Raw genomic sequence first — 15,456 nt, 5'->3', positions numbered from 1 at the left:
CTATAATCGTTATAGGGAATATGTTGTTTAATAGAAAGAGAGCGACAGTTTTATTAATTCTTGGAAAGAGGGGATGGAAGGAACTGTTCCTTCCATCCCCTTGCTTCATTCTACATCCAGTACATACATGGAAAAATCTGCTGATTCTCCATTTACGATTAAGGTTCCATCGTTGGTGAAGCGTGGAACGACTAATCGTTCGTTAATGTTATTAAAAGTTGGTAGTTCTTTTAAGACATCGTCTTGTAATTGATATAATTTTACTGTATCAGAGTTGTTCTTCTTTACACTTAATGCAATGAATTCCTTATATATAGCAAAATTATTAAACGGAGGCGTTTTTATTTGATGAAAATTGCCATCAGAGAGATCAATGTAGCCTAAAATAGTTGGGCTCTCGTCCTCATTTGAAAATGCCGCATATATTTTATTGTTTACTAAGGTAACATATTCTGCTGATTTATAAGGAACTTTATATTTTCCAATCTGTTCAAGAGTTGTAATATCATAGACATAGAATGCTGTTTCATGGCTGTTATTTGTTTTGAATTGTTCAGGAATAACAAGGATGTTCTCATATAAATCAGCCTTGCTATTTCTTCCAATTCCTAAGTTTTCATGTATAATGCCTTCCTCCATGGTTGTTAAGTTTATCCAGTTATATCCATAAGCATCACTATAAATCATCCTATTCTCTTTAAGCTGTAAATCCCCAATAACATTGTTTAGTTGTTTGGGCTGCATTTGTGTTTTTCGATTTAAAATATAAATGTCATCATTTCCTTTTCCCCAAACAAGCCAATTTTCATTCGCGGCCATTTTATAAATATCAATATCTTCCGTAGACTTAACAAGTACTTGCTGTGAGTGAGATGTAAGTGAATAGGAATAGATTATTTTGTTATCGGCAAAAATTAATTCATTCGTACTTCTTATAAAAATAGAACGAATGAAAGAAGAGTAATCTACGTTCGGAATGGTTATCTTTTCTAATGGTGTGTCAAATGTTTCGTATGAAGAAAGCCGATTTAATAGAGAAGGTCCAATTAAAATAATAAGGAGACCTATGATGGCGAGTGTACTGAATATAGGACGGAATAATTTTCTTCTAGGAGGAGTTGATCTTTTCATGTGAGTATTGGCAGTTTGTAAAATTTTTTGTTTATTTTCTTTGGAAAGAGTTATATCACTAGGGATTGTTTCATCTAATAATTGTTTAATATTTTTTGACATGTTTCATCTCCTCCTCGCTAATTGTTAATTGCACTTTTTTTCGTCCTCTTGCTAATCTAGTTTTAACTGTGTTGCTGGAACAATTTAATATATCACTAATTTCTTTTACCGATAATTCTGCATAATAATATAGCCAAATTACTTCCTTATATTTTATTGGAAGTCTATTAAGTATGGCAGCAATATACGATTTGTTTTCTTGCTTTAAATAAGCATCTTCTGGTGATTCTTTATCAATAAGAAATATACTAGCAAGCTTGGAAACTTCTATTTTTCGAAAAGCCCAGCTTTTAAAATAATTTCTGCATTCATTTACAGTTATCCGGTATAAATATGTTTTAATGCTGGATCTACCTTCAAATTGATCGAGATTTAAGTAATAACGGATAAACACCTCCTGCACAATATCCTCGGCTTTTTGTTTGTCTTTCACGAGAGCAAAAGCAAGTCGGGTTAAATAATGACCATAGGTATCCATCGCGTTTGTAAGCAATTTATCTCTTTCTTGCTTCTCCAAATTCCCCTCCCCTTTCTATCTATTGATTTAGACAAAACAAATAGAAAAACGGTTTCTTTATTTAAGGATTTTTGAACCATTTTATATAAATTAATTCTAGCACTATATTTACTAACCTCTTCATATAATTAAAAGAGGAAGAAGAGGGGGTACTTTAGGTGAATATTTTTGATTGCGTTATTATCGGTGCAGGTCCAGCTGGAATGAGTGCTGCGCTCATATTAGGGAGAGCAAGGCGAAATATTGCCATATTCGATGATGGGACAAATAGAAATAGGGTTAGCCATGAATCCCACGGTTTTATTACAAGAGACGGGATAAGCCCTCAGATGTTTAAAGAGTTAGGAATGGATGATTTAATGAAATACACGAATATTTCTTGTTTCAAAGCTAGGGTAACCAACATTGAGAAGGCTAGAGGTGAAAGGGGACTACTGCTAGTTAAAACAAAACATCATGATGAATACTTAACGCAAAAGCTTATTATTGCAACTGGTGTTCAAGAGGTAATCCCAATTCCGAATGCAAGACTATATTATGGAAAAAGTCTGTTCAGTTGCCCTTACTGCGATGGATGGGAATTACGGGATCAAGCGCTAATTGTTATTGCCCATACCGAAGCACAAGTCTTACATATGGGGAAACTGGTTTATAATTGGTCAAAAGATTTAGTCATTGCGACAAATGGAGCGGCAGTTTCAGAGAAAATAACAGAGGATTTTCAGAAAAGAAATATCTCTATCATAACAGAACCGATTAAAAGGCTATTAGGGGAAAATGGCTATCTTCAGCAAGTCGAGTTTAAATCTGGACAAAGGATTACGAGAACAGGTGGTTTTATCGTTCCTTCCTATTATCGATCTAATCAATTTGTGGAGCAGCTTGGGTTAGAGGTTCATCCTAATGGAGTTGTAGCGACGGACGGATTTGGTCGTACCACTTGTAAAAATGTTTATGTGGCAGGAGAAGCAGAAAAAGCAGGCGCATCCACTGTCGTCCTTTCTGCTGCAGACGGTAGTAGGACCGGGGTGGCAGTAAATACAGACTTAGTAATGGAGCAGTTTTAAAAGAAGCGGAGGGAGTAGAATCCTCCTGCTTCCATTAGAAATGATTTCCTATCCTCTTGTCATTGGCAGCTGGTTGCTGCTATTTTTAACGAGTAAATATTGAATAACATCAATATTGCTTGCTTTAAAGGAAGCGGCACATGCTTGCAAATATAAGTCCCACATCCGGATAAAACGTTCATCTTTTATTTTCCGAACTTCCCCTAGATTAGCAATAAAGTTAGCATGCCAAATTTCTAATGTTTTTTGATAATGGCGGCGAAGACTTTCTAAATCAACTAATTGTAGACTTGCTGTCGTCATATGATTAACAAGCTCCGAGACACCAGGAATATATCCGCCAGGGAAAATATATTTATTGATCCAAGCGTTGGTTGCGCCACCTTGCTGTCGTGATATTCCGTGAATCAAGGCTACTCCATCTTCTTTTAGCAAATGGTGAACCTGCTGGAAATATGCTTGTAGATTCTCTTTGCCTACGTGTTCAAACATCCCCACACTAGTGATCCGATCAAATGTCTTATCCTTTAAATCACGATAATCCATTAAATAGACGGTTATGCTTTCTGATAATCCTTTTTCTTTTGCCATTTTCATCACATAGTCATACTGTTCTTGACTTAAGGTGATGCCGGTTGCCTTAACTTGATAGTCTTTTACAGCGGTAAAAATAAGATTTCCCCACCCACAGCCAATATCTAATAAATGTTGGCCAGGAGCTGGATTTAATTTTTTTAAAATATGATCAACCTTATTTTGCTGTGCAGTTTCTAATGTATCTTCAGGAGTTTGGAAATAGGCACAGGAATAAGTCATGGAACGATCTAGCCAAATTTTATAAAAATCATTGCCAATATCGTAATGATTTTGGACATCTTCTTTACTTTTTGTTTTAGTATGGGACTGTTTGGGAAGAAATTTTCTAAATTTATTACTTTGCATAAAGCTGGATGCATTTTCATAGGCAGAGGCAATTAAATCCTCTAAACTGCCTTTTATTTCTATTTTTCCATCCATATACGCTTCTCCTAAAGCTAATGAAGCATTATTGTAAATATCTTTCATACGAATAGGCTTTTTGAAAATAAGTTCTATTGCAGGATCGCCGTTACCATAGACAGCTGATTTACCATCCCAATAAGTAACCTTAACTGGAATGGTGAAGGAATTGCTTAAAATAGATTTATATATGGTTTTCTCGAACACACCATTCACCCCTTAATCCCCATTGTTTATGTATAATTTTACCTCTATTTCATGAAATATGTGGTCAATATGCTCAAATGGAATAATAGGTGGATATTTTGAGGAAAAAATCATTCCTTGCAAGAGGGAGAATGGTAAGATGGAAATAGGCAGTATAAACGAAAAAGAGGTGAATTAAATGGAATTTATAAAGGCAGAAGCCAATAGGTTAGCAGAAATTAATAGGATATATGTAAAGTGCAAAGAAAATCTAATCAAAAAAAATATCTTTCAATGGGACGAACACTATCCAAATGTGGACTATTTTCAAGAATGCATAGAAAATAAAATGCTATTCGTTTTATTAGAAGAAGATAAGATTGTAGGACATGTGGTATTAAATGAATGGCAAACAGAGGAGTGGAAGACCATTCGATGGATTGGAAATAATCCTTTGATTATTCACTCTCTCATGATTGACCCCAGTTACCAAGGTAAAGGAATAGGGGCAATAATGGTCAAGCGTATGGAAGAATACGCTCTTTTAAATGGATATGATAGCATCCGATTAGATACATTTTCCGGAAACCCTCAAGCTCTTAAGTTATATAAAAAGCATGGATATGTAGAAAAGGGGGAGGTTATCTTTGTCTCTAAGCCTGTTGGACATCAAAAATATCTTTGTATGGAGAAGGAATTAATATGAATATTACCGCTATTACCGAAACGAACCGTGAAAATGTACGATCATTTTTCCAATCTCATTGGGGAAGCGCGGAAATGGTACTTTCTACAGGTATTTATGATTGCAGTGCTTTAGATGGATTTATTGCCTGGAATATAGAAGGAGAAATGATTGGTTTAATAACCTATATATTAAGAGATACAGAGTGTGAAATTATCTCTTTAGACAGTATAGAGGAAGGAAAAGGCGTAGGGACAAATCTTTTACGCACGGTTGAACAATCAGCCAAACAAGTTCCATGCAATCAGGTCAAAATAATTACCACAAATGATAATGTACTAGCATTAAAGTTTTACCAAAAAAGAGGCTATTACTTATCGGAATTGTTAGTGGACGCAGTAAAGGAAGCTAGAAAGATCAAACCAGAAATACCTTTGCTTGGGAACCATGGTATTCCTATTAGAGATGAAGTGGTGCTTGTTAAGACGCTTTCTATAAAATAATGACGCTGAGGTGATTAATTTGGCTATAACATTGGAACTTTATCAAGAAAAATATAAGCAGGAACTAGAAGAATATTTTTTATCGGAGGAGCAGTTATACTATACTAGTATGCCGCTTGATGCTTTAGAAAAATGTATAACAGAAGAAAATCGTCATCCTATCGTCATTTTAAAGGATGGTGCGGTTGCTGGTTTCTTTGTCCTACATGGATGGGAGGGAGTAAAGGCATATAGTGAGAATAAAGAGGCTATTCTAATGCGGGCTTATTCTATCCAGCATTCTTTTCAGGGACAAGGGGTAGGAAGGAAATCTGTGGAGCTATTAATCCCTTTTGTGAAAAAATATTATCCAGCAAAAAAAGAAGTAATTTTGGCTGTTAATGTGAAAAACACCAGAGCGCAATATGTTTATCAGAAAGCAGGGTTTGAGGATACTAGAAGAAGAGTGATGGGAAGGAAAGGAGAACTAATTATTTTCAATCGGAAAGTATAGATAGGACTGTTCTTAAAGAACAGTAAAAAATAATAGTTGCAAAATGCAAATAATAACGTATAATGAAAGTAGCTTCAATATTTTAACAAAGGAAGGAGGAGCTAGGATGGAAAATCTCCGTGAGATTTTACAAATTACCATGAGAAGATTCGGTGTGCTTGATAAAAATTGTTGTTCTGTTGGAAAAACAGAAATATCGCTTGTCCAAAGTCATATTTTATATGAAATTGATAAGAGAAGTAATCCGTCAATGCAAGAAATAGCAGAGCTTCTTGGAATGGACATTACAACCTTTAGTAGGCAAATTCAATCTTTAGCAAAAATGGAATTAGTGAATAAGCAGCAATCCATGACAGATAAAAGAGTATATGTACTCCAATTAACAACACAAGGAAAAGCAATTGCGACTTCTATTGATACGCAAATGAATCAATATTTAGAGGAAGTTCTCTCTTTTATGTCAGACTTTGAAAAAGAAACCGTCATTCGTTCGCTAAAGTTATTGAATAGTTCCATGGCAAAAAGCAATATGTGCTGTCATCCAGTTAAGTAATGAGGAAAATAAAGTGGCTGTGTTAGATATATTTCCTAATATAGCCTGTGTATAATGCTTGTATTTTACAAGTAAAAGGAGGGATGTTAGATGTGGTACGAAGTGCTGAAAAACTTCGCATGGTTAGTAATGGAATTAACTGTTCTTTTTGTGGTTGTATCTTTTGTTGTTAACTTGCTACAAGGCTTTGTTCGCTATGACAAAGTGGAGATATGGATGAAAAAGACCCCACCCATTGTTAGTGCGCTTATTGCAGTTGTTTTTGCTTTTATCACCCCTTTTTGTTCCTGTTCTACCATACCGGTTGTGGTGAATTTATTGAAAAATAAAATCCGTTTTAGCACCGTTATGATTTTTCTATTCACTTCCCCAGTTCTAGATCCAACTATCCTTACCGTGATGGTTGTTCTAATGGGATGGGAAGTAGCTCTCTATTATACAGTAATCACGACGATTCTTTCGATTATCCTTGGCTTTGCACTAGAGAGATGGGGGTTCGAAAAAGAAGTGAAAAATGTCATTATAAAAAATGATCTTCAAGCAGAGAAGAGATTTAGCTTAAAAAACACGGTTTCAGAAATTTTAACCTTAATGAAAACTGTTTATCCCTTTTTGTTAATAGGGGCAGGTATTGGAGCGGTGATAGGAGGAATCGTGCCGACAGAGTTTGTTGCAACCTACTTAGGCGGAGAGAATTGGTGGCTGATTCCGATTGCTGCAATTATCGGTATTCCTTTATATATTCGGTTATCTTCAATGATTCCGATTTCTCAAATTCTGATTGCCAAAGGGATGGCACTTGGACCGGTAATGGCAATGATGATTAGCTCAGCAGGAGCAAGTCTCCCGGAGTTAAGCTTATTAAATAGCATTTTTAAGCGAAAATTAGTGTTTGCGTTTGTATTATCCGTTTTCTCGATGTCCACGATTTCAGGCTTTTTGTTTTATTTTATATAAGGGAAACCAATTCGTAGGAGGAATGATTTATCATGAACATTTTGAAAAAAATATTCAAAAAAGAGCAGAAAAATGATTGCTGTAACATTATGATAGAAGAAGTAGGAGAAAAGCAAGAGGGCTGCTGCGAGGGAAAGGAGGAGAGAAAGGATGAGCGTAAAGCTTGAGAAGATTTTGAAAGCGCATTGGACAGAGATAGCAGCTATCTATAGATTGGGTATTCAATCTAGACAAGCCACTTTTGAGACTGATGTTCCAGATTGGGAGAAATGGAGCAGTAGTAAAGATCTGTCTACCAGTTTTGTTTTAATAGATGAAGAGGCGAATAGAGTGATTGGTTGGGCTGCTATCAGTAAAGTATCGAATCGCTGTGTGTATCAAGGAGTTGGGGAGCATAGTGTTTATTTACATCCTGATTATCATCACAAAGGTTATGGGAAATTCTTATTAGATGAATTAATTGAACATTCTGAATCAAATGGCTACTGGACACTGCAATCAGGTATTTTTCCAGAAAATATTGCGAGTATCCAGCTTCATAAAAGCTGCGGATTCAGAAGTGTTGGGATTCGTGAGAAAATTGGAAAGCTAGACGGTGAGTGGAGAGATGTTGTATTGATGGAAAGAAGAAGTACGAAATATTGACTTTTTAAGCCGAGAAGGAGGAAGGTTACCTTCTCGACTCTTTCAGATTATACGGAAGGTTGCTCTAAATTCAACGTCATAAACACACTATTCGGATCTTCCTCATAATCCGAAAATGGCTCGCAATACTCAAATCCTAATCTTTCATATAGTCTTTTGGCAGGCAGGAAAGCATCCATGGAACCTGTCTCTAAACTTAATCGGCTATAGCCGCGATTTTTGGCTTCGGCGATAATATGGAGAAGTAGCTTTTTTGCTACGCCTTTACGCAAATGATGAGGAGATGTCTTCATAGACTTTATTTCGCCGTGCTTGTTATCTAGTTCTTTTAATGCACCGCAGCCGGTTAGCTCCCCGTCCTCCCATGCACTCCAAAAGGTTACTTCTGGTTTTCTCAATCCTTCCACATCTAATGCATGTATGCTTTCAGGAGGGGAGTGGAGGGTCATGCTATGTAAGTGATCTTCCAATAAAGCAATGACTTCTTTTGAGGTAACATGATCGATAATAATTTTCATCCCATCAATCCTTTCTAATTATTTATTCCTATTTTACTTTTTTCCTTATTCGAGTGGAATGGATTATGCATAATTTAACTGGAAATATTTAATGAAATATCTTTATTTAAAAATATTTGCCTTAGAGGTATTTTGTTTGTTATGATATTCACATTAGTTTTAAATTTGTAAGAGGGAAAGGAAAATGCAATAAAATGAATGTATTAGTAGTAAAAGCAAACAATCGCCCAGCTTCTGAAGCTGTATCAAGCAAAATGTATGAAACGTTTATGGAGTCTATTAAAGGTGCTGAAAACCTTAATGTAAATGTATATGATGTATATGCAGAAGATACTCCTTACTTTGGTCAAGAATTATTCGATGCTTTCGGTAAAGTACAAAGCGGAACAGAATTAACAGATATAGAGCAACGTTTATTAGCTGCAAAACAAAAAGCAATGGATGCTTTAACTGCTGCTGATTTAGTAGTATTCGCATTCCCGCTTTGGAACTTAACTATTCCAGCTAAATTACAAACGTTTATTGATTATGTATATGCTGCAGGTTTTGCATTTAAATTTGATGCAGCAGGTAACATGATTCAACTAATGACAGATAAAAAAGCAATTATTTTAAACGCTCGTGGTGGTATTTACTCTACTCCAGAAGCTGCTTCATCTGAAATGGCTGTTAATTATATGCGTGCAGTATTTGGTGGCGTATTTGGAATGGAAATTATGGATGAGGTTATTATCGAAGGACATAACGCAATGCCTGATAAAGCTGCTTCTATCATTGAAGAAGGTTTACAAAAAGTTGCTGCTGTTGCAAATAAATTAGTAGCACAAACTGTTTAATAGAAATTAACTAGATTAAATAGAGTAACTCCGTCTGAAAATAATTTTTCAAACGGAGTTTTTTTATGGGAAAAAGTTTATACTAGGAAAAGGGCAAATTTAGGACATATGTCCTTTTCCTATTTTTAGAATTCGATTATCTTTATAAAGGAAATTAAATAGCAAGGAGTCGAACAAATGAGAGGTATATTATTTGCGTTTATGGGTGGTGCCTTTATTACCTTGCAAGGAGTGGCGAATGCAAGGATTAGCCAGGATATTGGTTCGTGGCAAGCCGCTACTATTACTCAGTTTACGGGATTTGTGTTAGCCCTTATCATTTTATTAGTAGTGAAAGAAGAAGCATTTTCAAAATATAAACAAGTTAAGCCATTATATTTAGCGGGAGGTTCCTTTGCATCGGTCGTTATTTTTAGCACTATTACAGCGATGCATTTAGTAGGGGCCACACTAACGATTTCCACTGCTTTAATTGCCCAGCTGTTTATGACCTTTATTATAGATAGCAATGGTTGGTTCGGTTTGGAGAAGCAGCAGATGAAGATGCCGCAGTTTATAGGAATTGGCATGATGATATTAGGTGTTCTTTTATTAAAAATGTAAGGAGACCCATCCGTGAAAGAGATTGGAAATGTAGAGCAAGTAGAAGAATATATGCGTAAATTTCAATTAGAAGCTATTTTTCCGGAAAAGTTGAAAGTGCATTTACATCTTTATGCTTTTAACCAAGGAGAATTTATTTGTACGCAAGGACAGGCATCTGAATATCTTTACATTTTGGTAGATGGAAAGATGAAAATATATACAACGACAGCAGAAGGAAAAACGTTAATTCTTTCTTTTAAAACACCAATAGAAATGGTTGGGGACGTTGAATATGTACGAAATACTGATATTCTTAATACAGTTGAAGCGATAACAGATGTAGTGGTAATAGGTGTCCATAAGCGGCATTTAAAGCAATATGCGAGTGACTATGCACCATTCCTACAGTTTTTGCTGGATATCATAACAAAGAAATTCTATATCAAATCGAGCTCAATGCGATTCAATTTGTTCTATCCCGTAGAAGTAAGATTGGCTAGTTATTTATTGTCTGTTTCTTTTGATAAAGAGGATCCTTTATACAATCAGGAACGAAATGAAATTAATTTAAAGGATACAGCGAATTTAATTGGCACTAGTTATCGCCACTTAAATAGAGTGATACAGCAATTTTGTCAGGCTGGTCTGATTGAACGGAAAAAGGGATTTATTGTGGTGAAAAATCGGGATGGTTTAACCAGCTTAGCTGGAAAAAGTATTTATGAAGAAGGATTGGGTGAATAAAACATGATATATGGCTTACTTATTGCGTTTATTAGCGGTAGTCTTGTTGGGGTACAAAACATCTTTAATAATCGTGTCAATCAGAAGGCGGGTCTTTGGGCTACGACTACTTTAGTATTAGCGCTAGGATTTATTGCTTCTTTTATTCTGGGCTTTATTACAGAAGGAATGGGTCTTTTTCATCTAGAAAATATGCAGACATGGTACTGGTTCAGCGGGATTATCGGTGTTGGTGTTGTTGTTTGTATGACAAAAGGAATCAGGCATTTGGGAGCAACGTATGCCGTTTCGATTTCCCTGTCCTCTCAACTTGTTTTTGCCTTATTATTCGATTCTTTTGGCTTATTGGGATTAGAGAAGGTTCCATTTACTCCACAGCAGTTAATAGGGGTCCTAGTCATTATCGGTGGAATTCTTGTTTTCAAAATGGGAGGAGCTTCAGAAAAGAAACAGCCTGTGAAAGAACTGGCGAAACGATAGGAGAGTATTTGTATGCAGGGGATAAGGAAAGATGATGGCAAAGCAATCGCGAAGAATAATCAAGTAATGGAGGAAGTAAGGAGCGTAAAGAAGTATCAAACTTTGCTTTTCGATGTAGACGATACACTGCTGGACTTTGCGGCTGCGGAAGACCAAGCTTTTCGGTTATTGCTGGAGGAGCAAGGAGTCTCTTATAAGGAAGAATGGAAAAGACAGTACCAGCAGCTAAATCAAGGCTTGTGGAAATCGTTTGAAGCAGGGGGAATTACGCGTGATGAGGTTGTTAATACAAGGTTTACTTTATTCTTTGAGAAGATGGGCAAGAAAGTAGATGGAGCTTTATTAGAACAAAGCTATCGTGAATATTTAGGAGAGGGAAACCAGCTGCTAGATGGAGCGATGGATTTAATCGTAAAGATTTCAAATCATTTTGATTTATATATTGTGACGAATGGCATGTCGGCAACACAAGAGAAACGATTAAAATCATCTGGTCTATATCCATTCTTTAAAGCTATTTTTGTCTCAGAGGATACGGGCTATCAAAAACCAATGAAGGAGTTCTTTGATTATTGTTTCGACCGAATTCCTTCCTTTAACAAGGAAACGGCTTTAATTATTGGCGATTCATTAAGCGCAGATATTCAAGGCGGGCATAATGCGGGAATCGATACTTGCTGGATTAACCCACTAAAGATGGATAATAGCTTGGATATTCAGCCAACCTACGAAATCGCAAAATTAGAAGAGCTATTCCTTCTTTTAAAGAGAGAAAAACAATCGAACCATTAAAGGAACGATTGTTTTTTATTATCCTTGTCTAATTTTCGAACAAAACCAATGCAGGTTCTTGAAAGGAGAAAAGTGCATGTTTCTGTCAATAAAGTATCATACCAATGCCAGCCTTTATTATATTTTATTAAATTTGTGTATTTTTCTAATAGAACCTCTATAAATGTCATTGGAATACTAAAGTAAAATGATTTGAGTATAATTCCAGGCAATTTGGAATGTTGGCTTATTTGATTATAAGCAACGCAAGTGATTGGGAATAATAAATAATCAAATAAAATATTAATTTGAAAATGCTTTGGCAGAAACCGCACAGGGAAATTGAGCCATTTTTTTGAAGTGACAATGCTATCCACAAAACTGGATAAATATCCTTTAAAAAAGAAGACGAGAAACCAGTCCTTTGCTGGTTTTTTTCTAAAGATAACTGGTAAAAGTCCAATTCCCAAAAGGAAAAGGAATCTTAATATTTTCCGTTCCACTTTCATCACCTGTCTTATTAGCAATATATCCGTCCATATGGTAGGGATAGTTTTTTCATAGTTTATCCAAAGGGAGAGAAAATATGAAAAAAGCATCTGTTCTGATGCTTTTAAGAAAATCTTCTTTTTTATAATGCGCTTTTTCGTTTAATTAATTCCGACTGAAGTAAAACAGTCTTTGGAATCTTTCGTTGATCCAGAATCTGTTCGAGGAGTAAAGAAACACCTGTTTTACATAGTTCCGGTATATCAATATGAAAGGTAGTCAATGGAGGTGAGACATACTTTGCGACACTAATATTATTCACGCTTATGATACTAACTCTGTTTGGAATGGATATATTATATTCATTAAAAGCCTGAAGACTGCCAACTGCAATCGGGTCAGAAGCAATAAAGAAGGCTGTGGGCAATTCCTCTTTTAAGTCGTCTATTACTTTTTTGTAACTGTGTAGCCATCATTTACGGAAAAATGTCTTTCGCCAAAAATATACCTTTCGTCAAGTATTCCCAAATCCTTCATATGCATTCGAAACGCCTTAAATGATGCACAAGGGTTCTCCAATGCAACCAAGCAATATCCACAGACACTTCAAAAACATTATCATAGTTTCTGGAAGAAGGATATTAGTGTTGATATTGTAACCCTAAATCAAGATATTACTTCTTATGATCTCGTGATGGCACCAATGCTTTATATGATGTCTAATGAAACCATTTCAAAGTTAGAAAACTATGTTGCAAATGGTGGAACGCTCGTAAGTTCTTATATTAGTGGGCTTGTTAATGAGACAGACCTTGCCCATCTATCAGGGTGGCCAACGTCCTTAAAACGTATATTTGGGATGGGAGTAAAAGAAACAGATACACTTTATCCAAAAGATCGAAATGTGCTTGCTTATAATGGAAAGCAATATGAAATAAAGGATTACTGTACTATTTTGGAAGCGAAAGAAGCAGAAGTGTTAGGCACTTATATGGAAGACTTTTATCAAGGAAATCCTGCGGTTGTAAAAAATAGCTATGGGAAGGGAAAAGCTTATTTTATAGGTGCTAGAACGGAACAAGCATTTTTAGATGATTTATATGGGGATATCCAAAAGGAAATGAATCTCCAAGTGGAAAACGAAATTGTCCATGAAGATGGTGTATCGGTCCAAAGAAGGGAATCGGATGAGCATTGCTATTTATTTGTCATGAATTTTACAGAACAAAAGCAATCGATTACGGTAAAAGAGCCTTTATACGACCTGCTTACAGAGGAGATAAAGCAAGAGCATATAGAACTTTTACCTTATGAAGTAATGGTATTGAAAAAAGAAAAGTAATATAGGCAATAACCAAAAAGGACGACAGATATTGTCGTCTTTTTGGTGCGTGCTAGGTTGTGACCATAGCACCGCCATTTACATGAATCGTTTGTCCCGTCATATATGAGCCGTCGTCTGAGGCAAGCAGTACGTATACTGGGGCAATTTCGTATGGTTGGCCAGCACGTTTCATCGGCACATCCGAACCTAATGTAGCAATATTTTCAGCTGGTTGCGATGCGGGTTGGATAGGTGTCCAAAATGGGCCAGGTGCGACAGCGTTCACTCGGATGCCTTTACCGACGAGACTATTAGCTAATGCTCTTGTATAACTAACAATTGCCCCTTTTGTAGTTGTATAGTCAATCAATTGGCTTACGCCGATATAGGCAACTAGTGATGTTGTATTCACAATACTAGCTCCTTTTTTCAAGTAAGGCAAGGTTGCCTTTGTTAAGTGAAAATAAGCGTGAATATTAACATCGAAGGTTAGGTCCCATTGTTCATCAGATATCGCTGTTAAGTCATTCTGAAAAAATTGAACAGCTGCATTATTAACCAAAATATCAATTTCGCCAAATGTTTCCAGCGTTTTCTGGACAATAGATTCACAATGTTCTTTTCTTCTCAGATCTCCTGGAATAAGCAAGCAAGAGCTTCCATAATGCTCGATAGCCTGTTTGGTTGTTTCGGCATCTGTATGTTCATCATAATAAGCGATAACAATATTTGCCCCCTCTTTTGCAAAAGCCACTGCCACCGCTCTACCGATTCCACTATCCCCACCAGTGATAATGGCAATACGTCCTTTTAATTTACCTGTTCCGATATATTTAGGATTATCAAAAATGGGCAAGGGATCCATTAGGTATTCAAAACCGGGCTGCCTTGATTGCTGTTGCGGCGGAAAAGACCATTCGATTTCTTCACATTTTGTTTCAGATCCATAATGCTTCTTATTTGTCACAGAATTAACCTCCATATGCTTTTTTAGGTTACTTAGTAACCTGGGTTTTAATATGGGTAAGGTGGAGAGGAAAGATTGAGATAAGGATGGGTAGTAGGTGAAGGCTGCGTGGAATGATAAGTTGGGTTCATGGTTCCTCCGTTTTGGTCACACCCCGGTGGTGGTCCAAGAATAGTAGATTGATTAATTGGTGCTATTGTATTTGCATAGGCTGATTCATTTACGCAATAAGCTCTGTTAACAATCTCTTTTGGCAAAAAGCGTAAAAAATCAGAACCAAACACAATATCCGGTTTGGGCTGATCAAAGATAGTAAGGAAATGCGTATTATTTCGCAATGCTACTATCCAATGAAACCAACCTTTTGGAAATTGGGATGCTTGCCCTGGCATTAGATGGTAAGTCATAATGCTTTGAGTAAAGGGATTGAAGACAGACGTCATAGCTTCTCCACTAATGACGAATACAAGTTCATTTACATTTGTGTGCCAGTGCGGCTGAACAATGATTCCCTGATTAAGATGCACATTGAATAATCCAGTATGTATAGCCGGCATTTGATCAGAAAATAACTGTGTAATGTAATTATAAGAATCCCTTCTATAATTAACAGACTGGGTCGAATCACCAAAGAGCTGGAAGGAAGGAGAAGCTGGATTAACAGACATATACAAGCCTCCTATTTTTTAAGTAGAAAATTAATATGGATTACTAGCTTAAATATATACAAAACGAGGTTGCCCTATGAGTGGAAAATTGGTTTTGATTTGCAATGGAGATGATTTAGAGTTGTGGAGTTGAGTAAAAGTTTGAAAGGATTAGGGGAAGCTATAATATATGCTCCGAATTAAAGGGATACAATCTAACTTCGCAGAAATAGTCCGAAAAAAGAAGATATGATCCA

At 36.1% G+C, this 15,456-nt stretch carries 21 protein-coding genes and 1 pseudogene; 14 read left to right on the top strand and 8 right to left on the bottom strand.

Annotated features, from left to right (window positions below):
- Window positions 1-105 precede the first annotated feature (105 nt).
- Window positions 106-1,233, bottom strand: a complete 1,128-nt coding sequence (locus tag ACWNMZ_RS01325) for a hypothetical protein (RefSeq protein WP_251627898.1) — start codon at window positions 1,231-1,233, stop codon at window positions 106-108.
- Entirely contained in the window at window positions 1,217-1,750 is a 534-nt protein-coding gene (locus ACWNMZ_RS01320; RefSeq protein ID WP_109768680.1) for a sigma-70 family RNA polymerase sigma factor, read from the bottom strand. Before ACWNMZ_RS01320 ends, ACWNMZ_RS01325 begins: the two co-directional genes overlap by 17 nt.
- A 158-nt stretch (window positions 1,751-1,908) precedes the next feature.
- Between ACWNMZ_RS01320 and ACWNMZ_RS01315 the strand changes: the two genes are divergently transcribed.
- Window positions 1,909-2,817, top strand: coding sequence for an NAD(P)/FAD-dependent oxidoreductase (locus tag ACWNMZ_RS01315; RefSeq protein ID WP_109768679.1), 909 nt, complete (start codon window positions 1,909-1,911; stop codon window positions 2,815-2,817).
- Window positions 2,818-2,865: 48 nt separating this feature from the next.
- On the opposite strand, the gene ACWNMZ_RS01310 is transcribed toward ACWNMZ_RS01315, so the two are convergent.
- Window positions 2,866-4,023: an SAM-dependent methyltransferase gene (locus tag ACWNMZ_RS01310; protein ID WP_235252578.1), complete on the bottom strand. Its 1,158-nt coding sequence runs from the start codon at window positions 4,021-4,023 to the stop codon at window positions 2,866-2,868.
- Between the two features lie 178 nt (window positions 4,024-4,201).
- Between ACWNMZ_RS01310 and ACWNMZ_RS01305 the strand changes: the two genes are divergently transcribed.
- From ACWNMZ_RS01305 to ACWNMZ_RS01275, 7 genes are all read left to right on the top strand, one after another.
- A complete protein-coding gene (locus tag ACWNMZ_RS01305) occupies window positions 4,202-4,708 on the top strand; it encodes a GNAT family N-acetyltransferase (protein WP_251627895.1) in 507 nt (168 codons plus the stop codon).
- Window positions 4,705-5,190 carry a GNAT family N-acetyltransferase gene (locus ACWNMZ_RS01300; protein WP_109768676.1) on the top strand — a complete coding sequence of 162 codons (486 nt, stop codon included), beginning with the start codon at window positions 4,705-4,707 and terminating at the stop codon, window positions 5,188-5,190. The genes ACWNMZ_RS01305 and ACWNMZ_RS01300 overlap by 4 nt, the downstream gene beginning before the upstream one ends.
- A gap of 19 nt (window positions 5,191-5,209) precedes the next feature.
- Complete coding sequence (locus ACWNMZ_RS01295; RefSeq protein ID WP_109768689.1) at window positions 5,210-5,683, top strand: GNAT family N-acetyltransferase; 474 nt, start codon at window positions 5,210-5,212, stop codon at window positions 5,681-5,683.
- 106 nt (window positions 5,684-5,789) lie between these two features.
- Window positions 5,790-6,236, top strand: coding sequence for a MarR family winged helix-turn-helix transcriptional regulator (locus tag ACWNMZ_RS01290; protein WP_251627894.1), 447 nt, complete (start codon window positions 5,790-5,792; stop codon window positions 6,234-6,236).
- A gap of 90 nt (window positions 6,237-6,326) precedes the next feature.
- Window positions 6,327-7,193, top strand: coding sequence for a permease (locus tag ACWNMZ_RS01285; protein WP_109768674.1), 867 nt, complete (start codon window positions 6,327-6,329; stop codon window positions 7,191-7,193).
- Window positions 7,194-7,225: 32 nt separating this feature from the next.
- Complete coding sequence (locus ACWNMZ_RS01280) at window positions 7,226-7,360, top strand: hypothetical protein (protein ID WP_268817950.1); 135 nt, start codon at window positions 7,226-7,228, stop codon at window positions 7,358-7,360.
- Window positions 7,344-7,838 carry a GNAT family N-acetyltransferase gene (locus ACWNMZ_RS01275; protein ID WP_109768673.1) on the top strand — a complete coding sequence of 165 codons (495 nt, stop codon included), beginning with the start codon at window positions 7,344-7,346 and terminating at the stop codon, window positions 7,836-7,838. The genes ACWNMZ_RS01280 and ACWNMZ_RS01275 overlap by 17 nt, the downstream gene beginning before the upstream one ends.
- Before the next feature lie 47 nt (window positions 7,839-7,885).
- On the opposite strand, the gene ACWNMZ_RS01270 is transcribed toward ACWNMZ_RS01275, so the two are convergent.
- A complete protein-coding gene (locus ACWNMZ_RS01270; RefSeq protein WP_109768672.1) occupies window positions 7,886-8,356 on the bottom strand; it encodes a GNAT family N-acetyltransferase in 471 nt (156 codons plus the stop codon).
- 194 nt (window positions 8,357-8,550) lie between these two features.
- Here ACWNMZ_RS01270 and ACWNMZ_RS01265 point away from each other — a divergent pair, with 194 nt between their 5' ends.
- From ACWNMZ_RS01265 to ACWNMZ_RS01245, 5 genes are all read left to right on the top strand, one after another.
- The gene (locus ACWNMZ_RS01265) at window positions 8,551-9,192 is read left to right on the top strand and encodes an FMN-dependent NADH-azoreductase (RefSeq protein WP_251627891.1); all 642 of its coding nucleotides are present in this window, start codon (window positions 8,551-8,553) and stop codon (window positions 9,190-9,192) included.
- A gap of 177 nt (window positions 9,193-9,369) precedes the next feature.
- Window positions 9,370-9,795 (top strand): DMT family transporter, encoded by a 426-nt coding sequence (locus ACWNMZ_RS01260; protein WP_109768670.1) that lies wholly within the window; start codon window positions 9,370-9,372, stop codon window positions 9,793-9,795.
- A gap of 12 nt (window positions 9,796-9,807) precedes the next feature.
- A complete protein-coding gene (locus ACWNMZ_RS01255) occupies window positions 9,808-10,521 on the top strand; it encodes a Crp/Fnr family transcriptional regulator (RefSeq protein WP_109768669.1) in 714 nt (237 codons plus the stop codon).
- A 3-nt stretch (window positions 10,522-10,524) separates the two neighbouring features.
- Window positions 10,525-11,001, top strand: coding sequence for a DMT family transporter (locus tag ACWNMZ_RS01250; RefSeq protein ID WP_109768668.1), 477 nt, complete (start codon window positions 10,525-10,527; stop codon window positions 10,999-11,001).
- 66 nt (window positions 11,002-11,067) lie between these two features.
- A complete protein-coding gene (locus tag ACWNMZ_RS01245; protein WP_251627927.1) occupies window positions 11,068-11,793 on the top strand; it encodes a YjjG family noncanonical pyrimidine nucleotidase in 726 nt (241 codons plus the stop codon).
- On the opposite strand, the gene ACWNMZ_RS01240 is transcribed toward ACWNMZ_RS01245, so the two are convergent.
- Both ACWNMZ_RS01240 and ACWNMZ_RS01235 read right to left on the bottom strand, forming a co-directional pair.
- Window positions 11,790-12,281, bottom strand: a complete 492-nt coding sequence (locus tag ACWNMZ_RS01240) for a CBO0543 family protein (RefSeq protein WP_419181477.1) — start codon at window positions 12,279-12,281, stop codon at window positions 11,790-11,792. The two genes, ACWNMZ_RS01245 and ACWNMZ_RS01240, sit on opposite strands and share 4 nt — an antisense overlap.
- 122 nt (window positions 12,282-12,403) lie before the next feature.
- A pseudogene (locus ACWNMZ_RS01235) lies at window positions 12,404-12,816 on the bottom strand (substrate-binding domain-containing protein); the annotation flags it as partial.
- Between ACWNMZ_RS01235 and ACWNMZ_RS01230 the strand changes: the two are divergent.
- Window positions 12,764-13,603: a beta-galactosidase trimerization domain-containing protein gene (locus ACWNMZ_RS01230; protein WP_311297098.1), complete on the top strand. Its 840-nt coding sequence runs from the start codon at window positions 12,764-12,766 to the stop codon at window positions 13,601-13,603. The pseudogene ACWNMZ_RS01235 and the gene ACWNMZ_RS01230 overlap by 53 nt on opposite strands.
- Window positions 13,604-13,655: 52 nt before the next feature.
- On the opposite strand, the gene ACWNMZ_RS01225 is transcribed toward ACWNMZ_RS01230, so the two are convergent.
- Window positions 13,656-14,567: an SDR family oxidoreductase gene (locus ACWNMZ_RS01225; RefSeq protein WP_251627887.1), complete on the bottom strand. Its 912-nt coding sequence runs from the start codon at window positions 14,565-14,567 to the stop codon at window positions 13,656-13,658.
- A 32-nt stretch (window positions 14,568-14,599) separates the two neighbouring features.
- The gene (locus ACWNMZ_RS01220; RefSeq protein WP_031535123.1) at window positions 14,600-15,220 is read right to left on the bottom strand and encodes a cupin domain-containing protein; all 621 of its coding nucleotides are present in this window, start codon (window positions 15,218-15,220) and stop codon (window positions 14,600-14,602) included.
- Window positions 15,221-15,456: the final 236 nt, after the last annotated feature.

Source organism: Niallia sp. Marseille-Q9988, assembly GCF_976954375.1.
The sequence above is the reverse complement of the archived record's forward strand: the minus strand, read 5'-3'. Positions and strand labels throughout refer to the sequence as shown.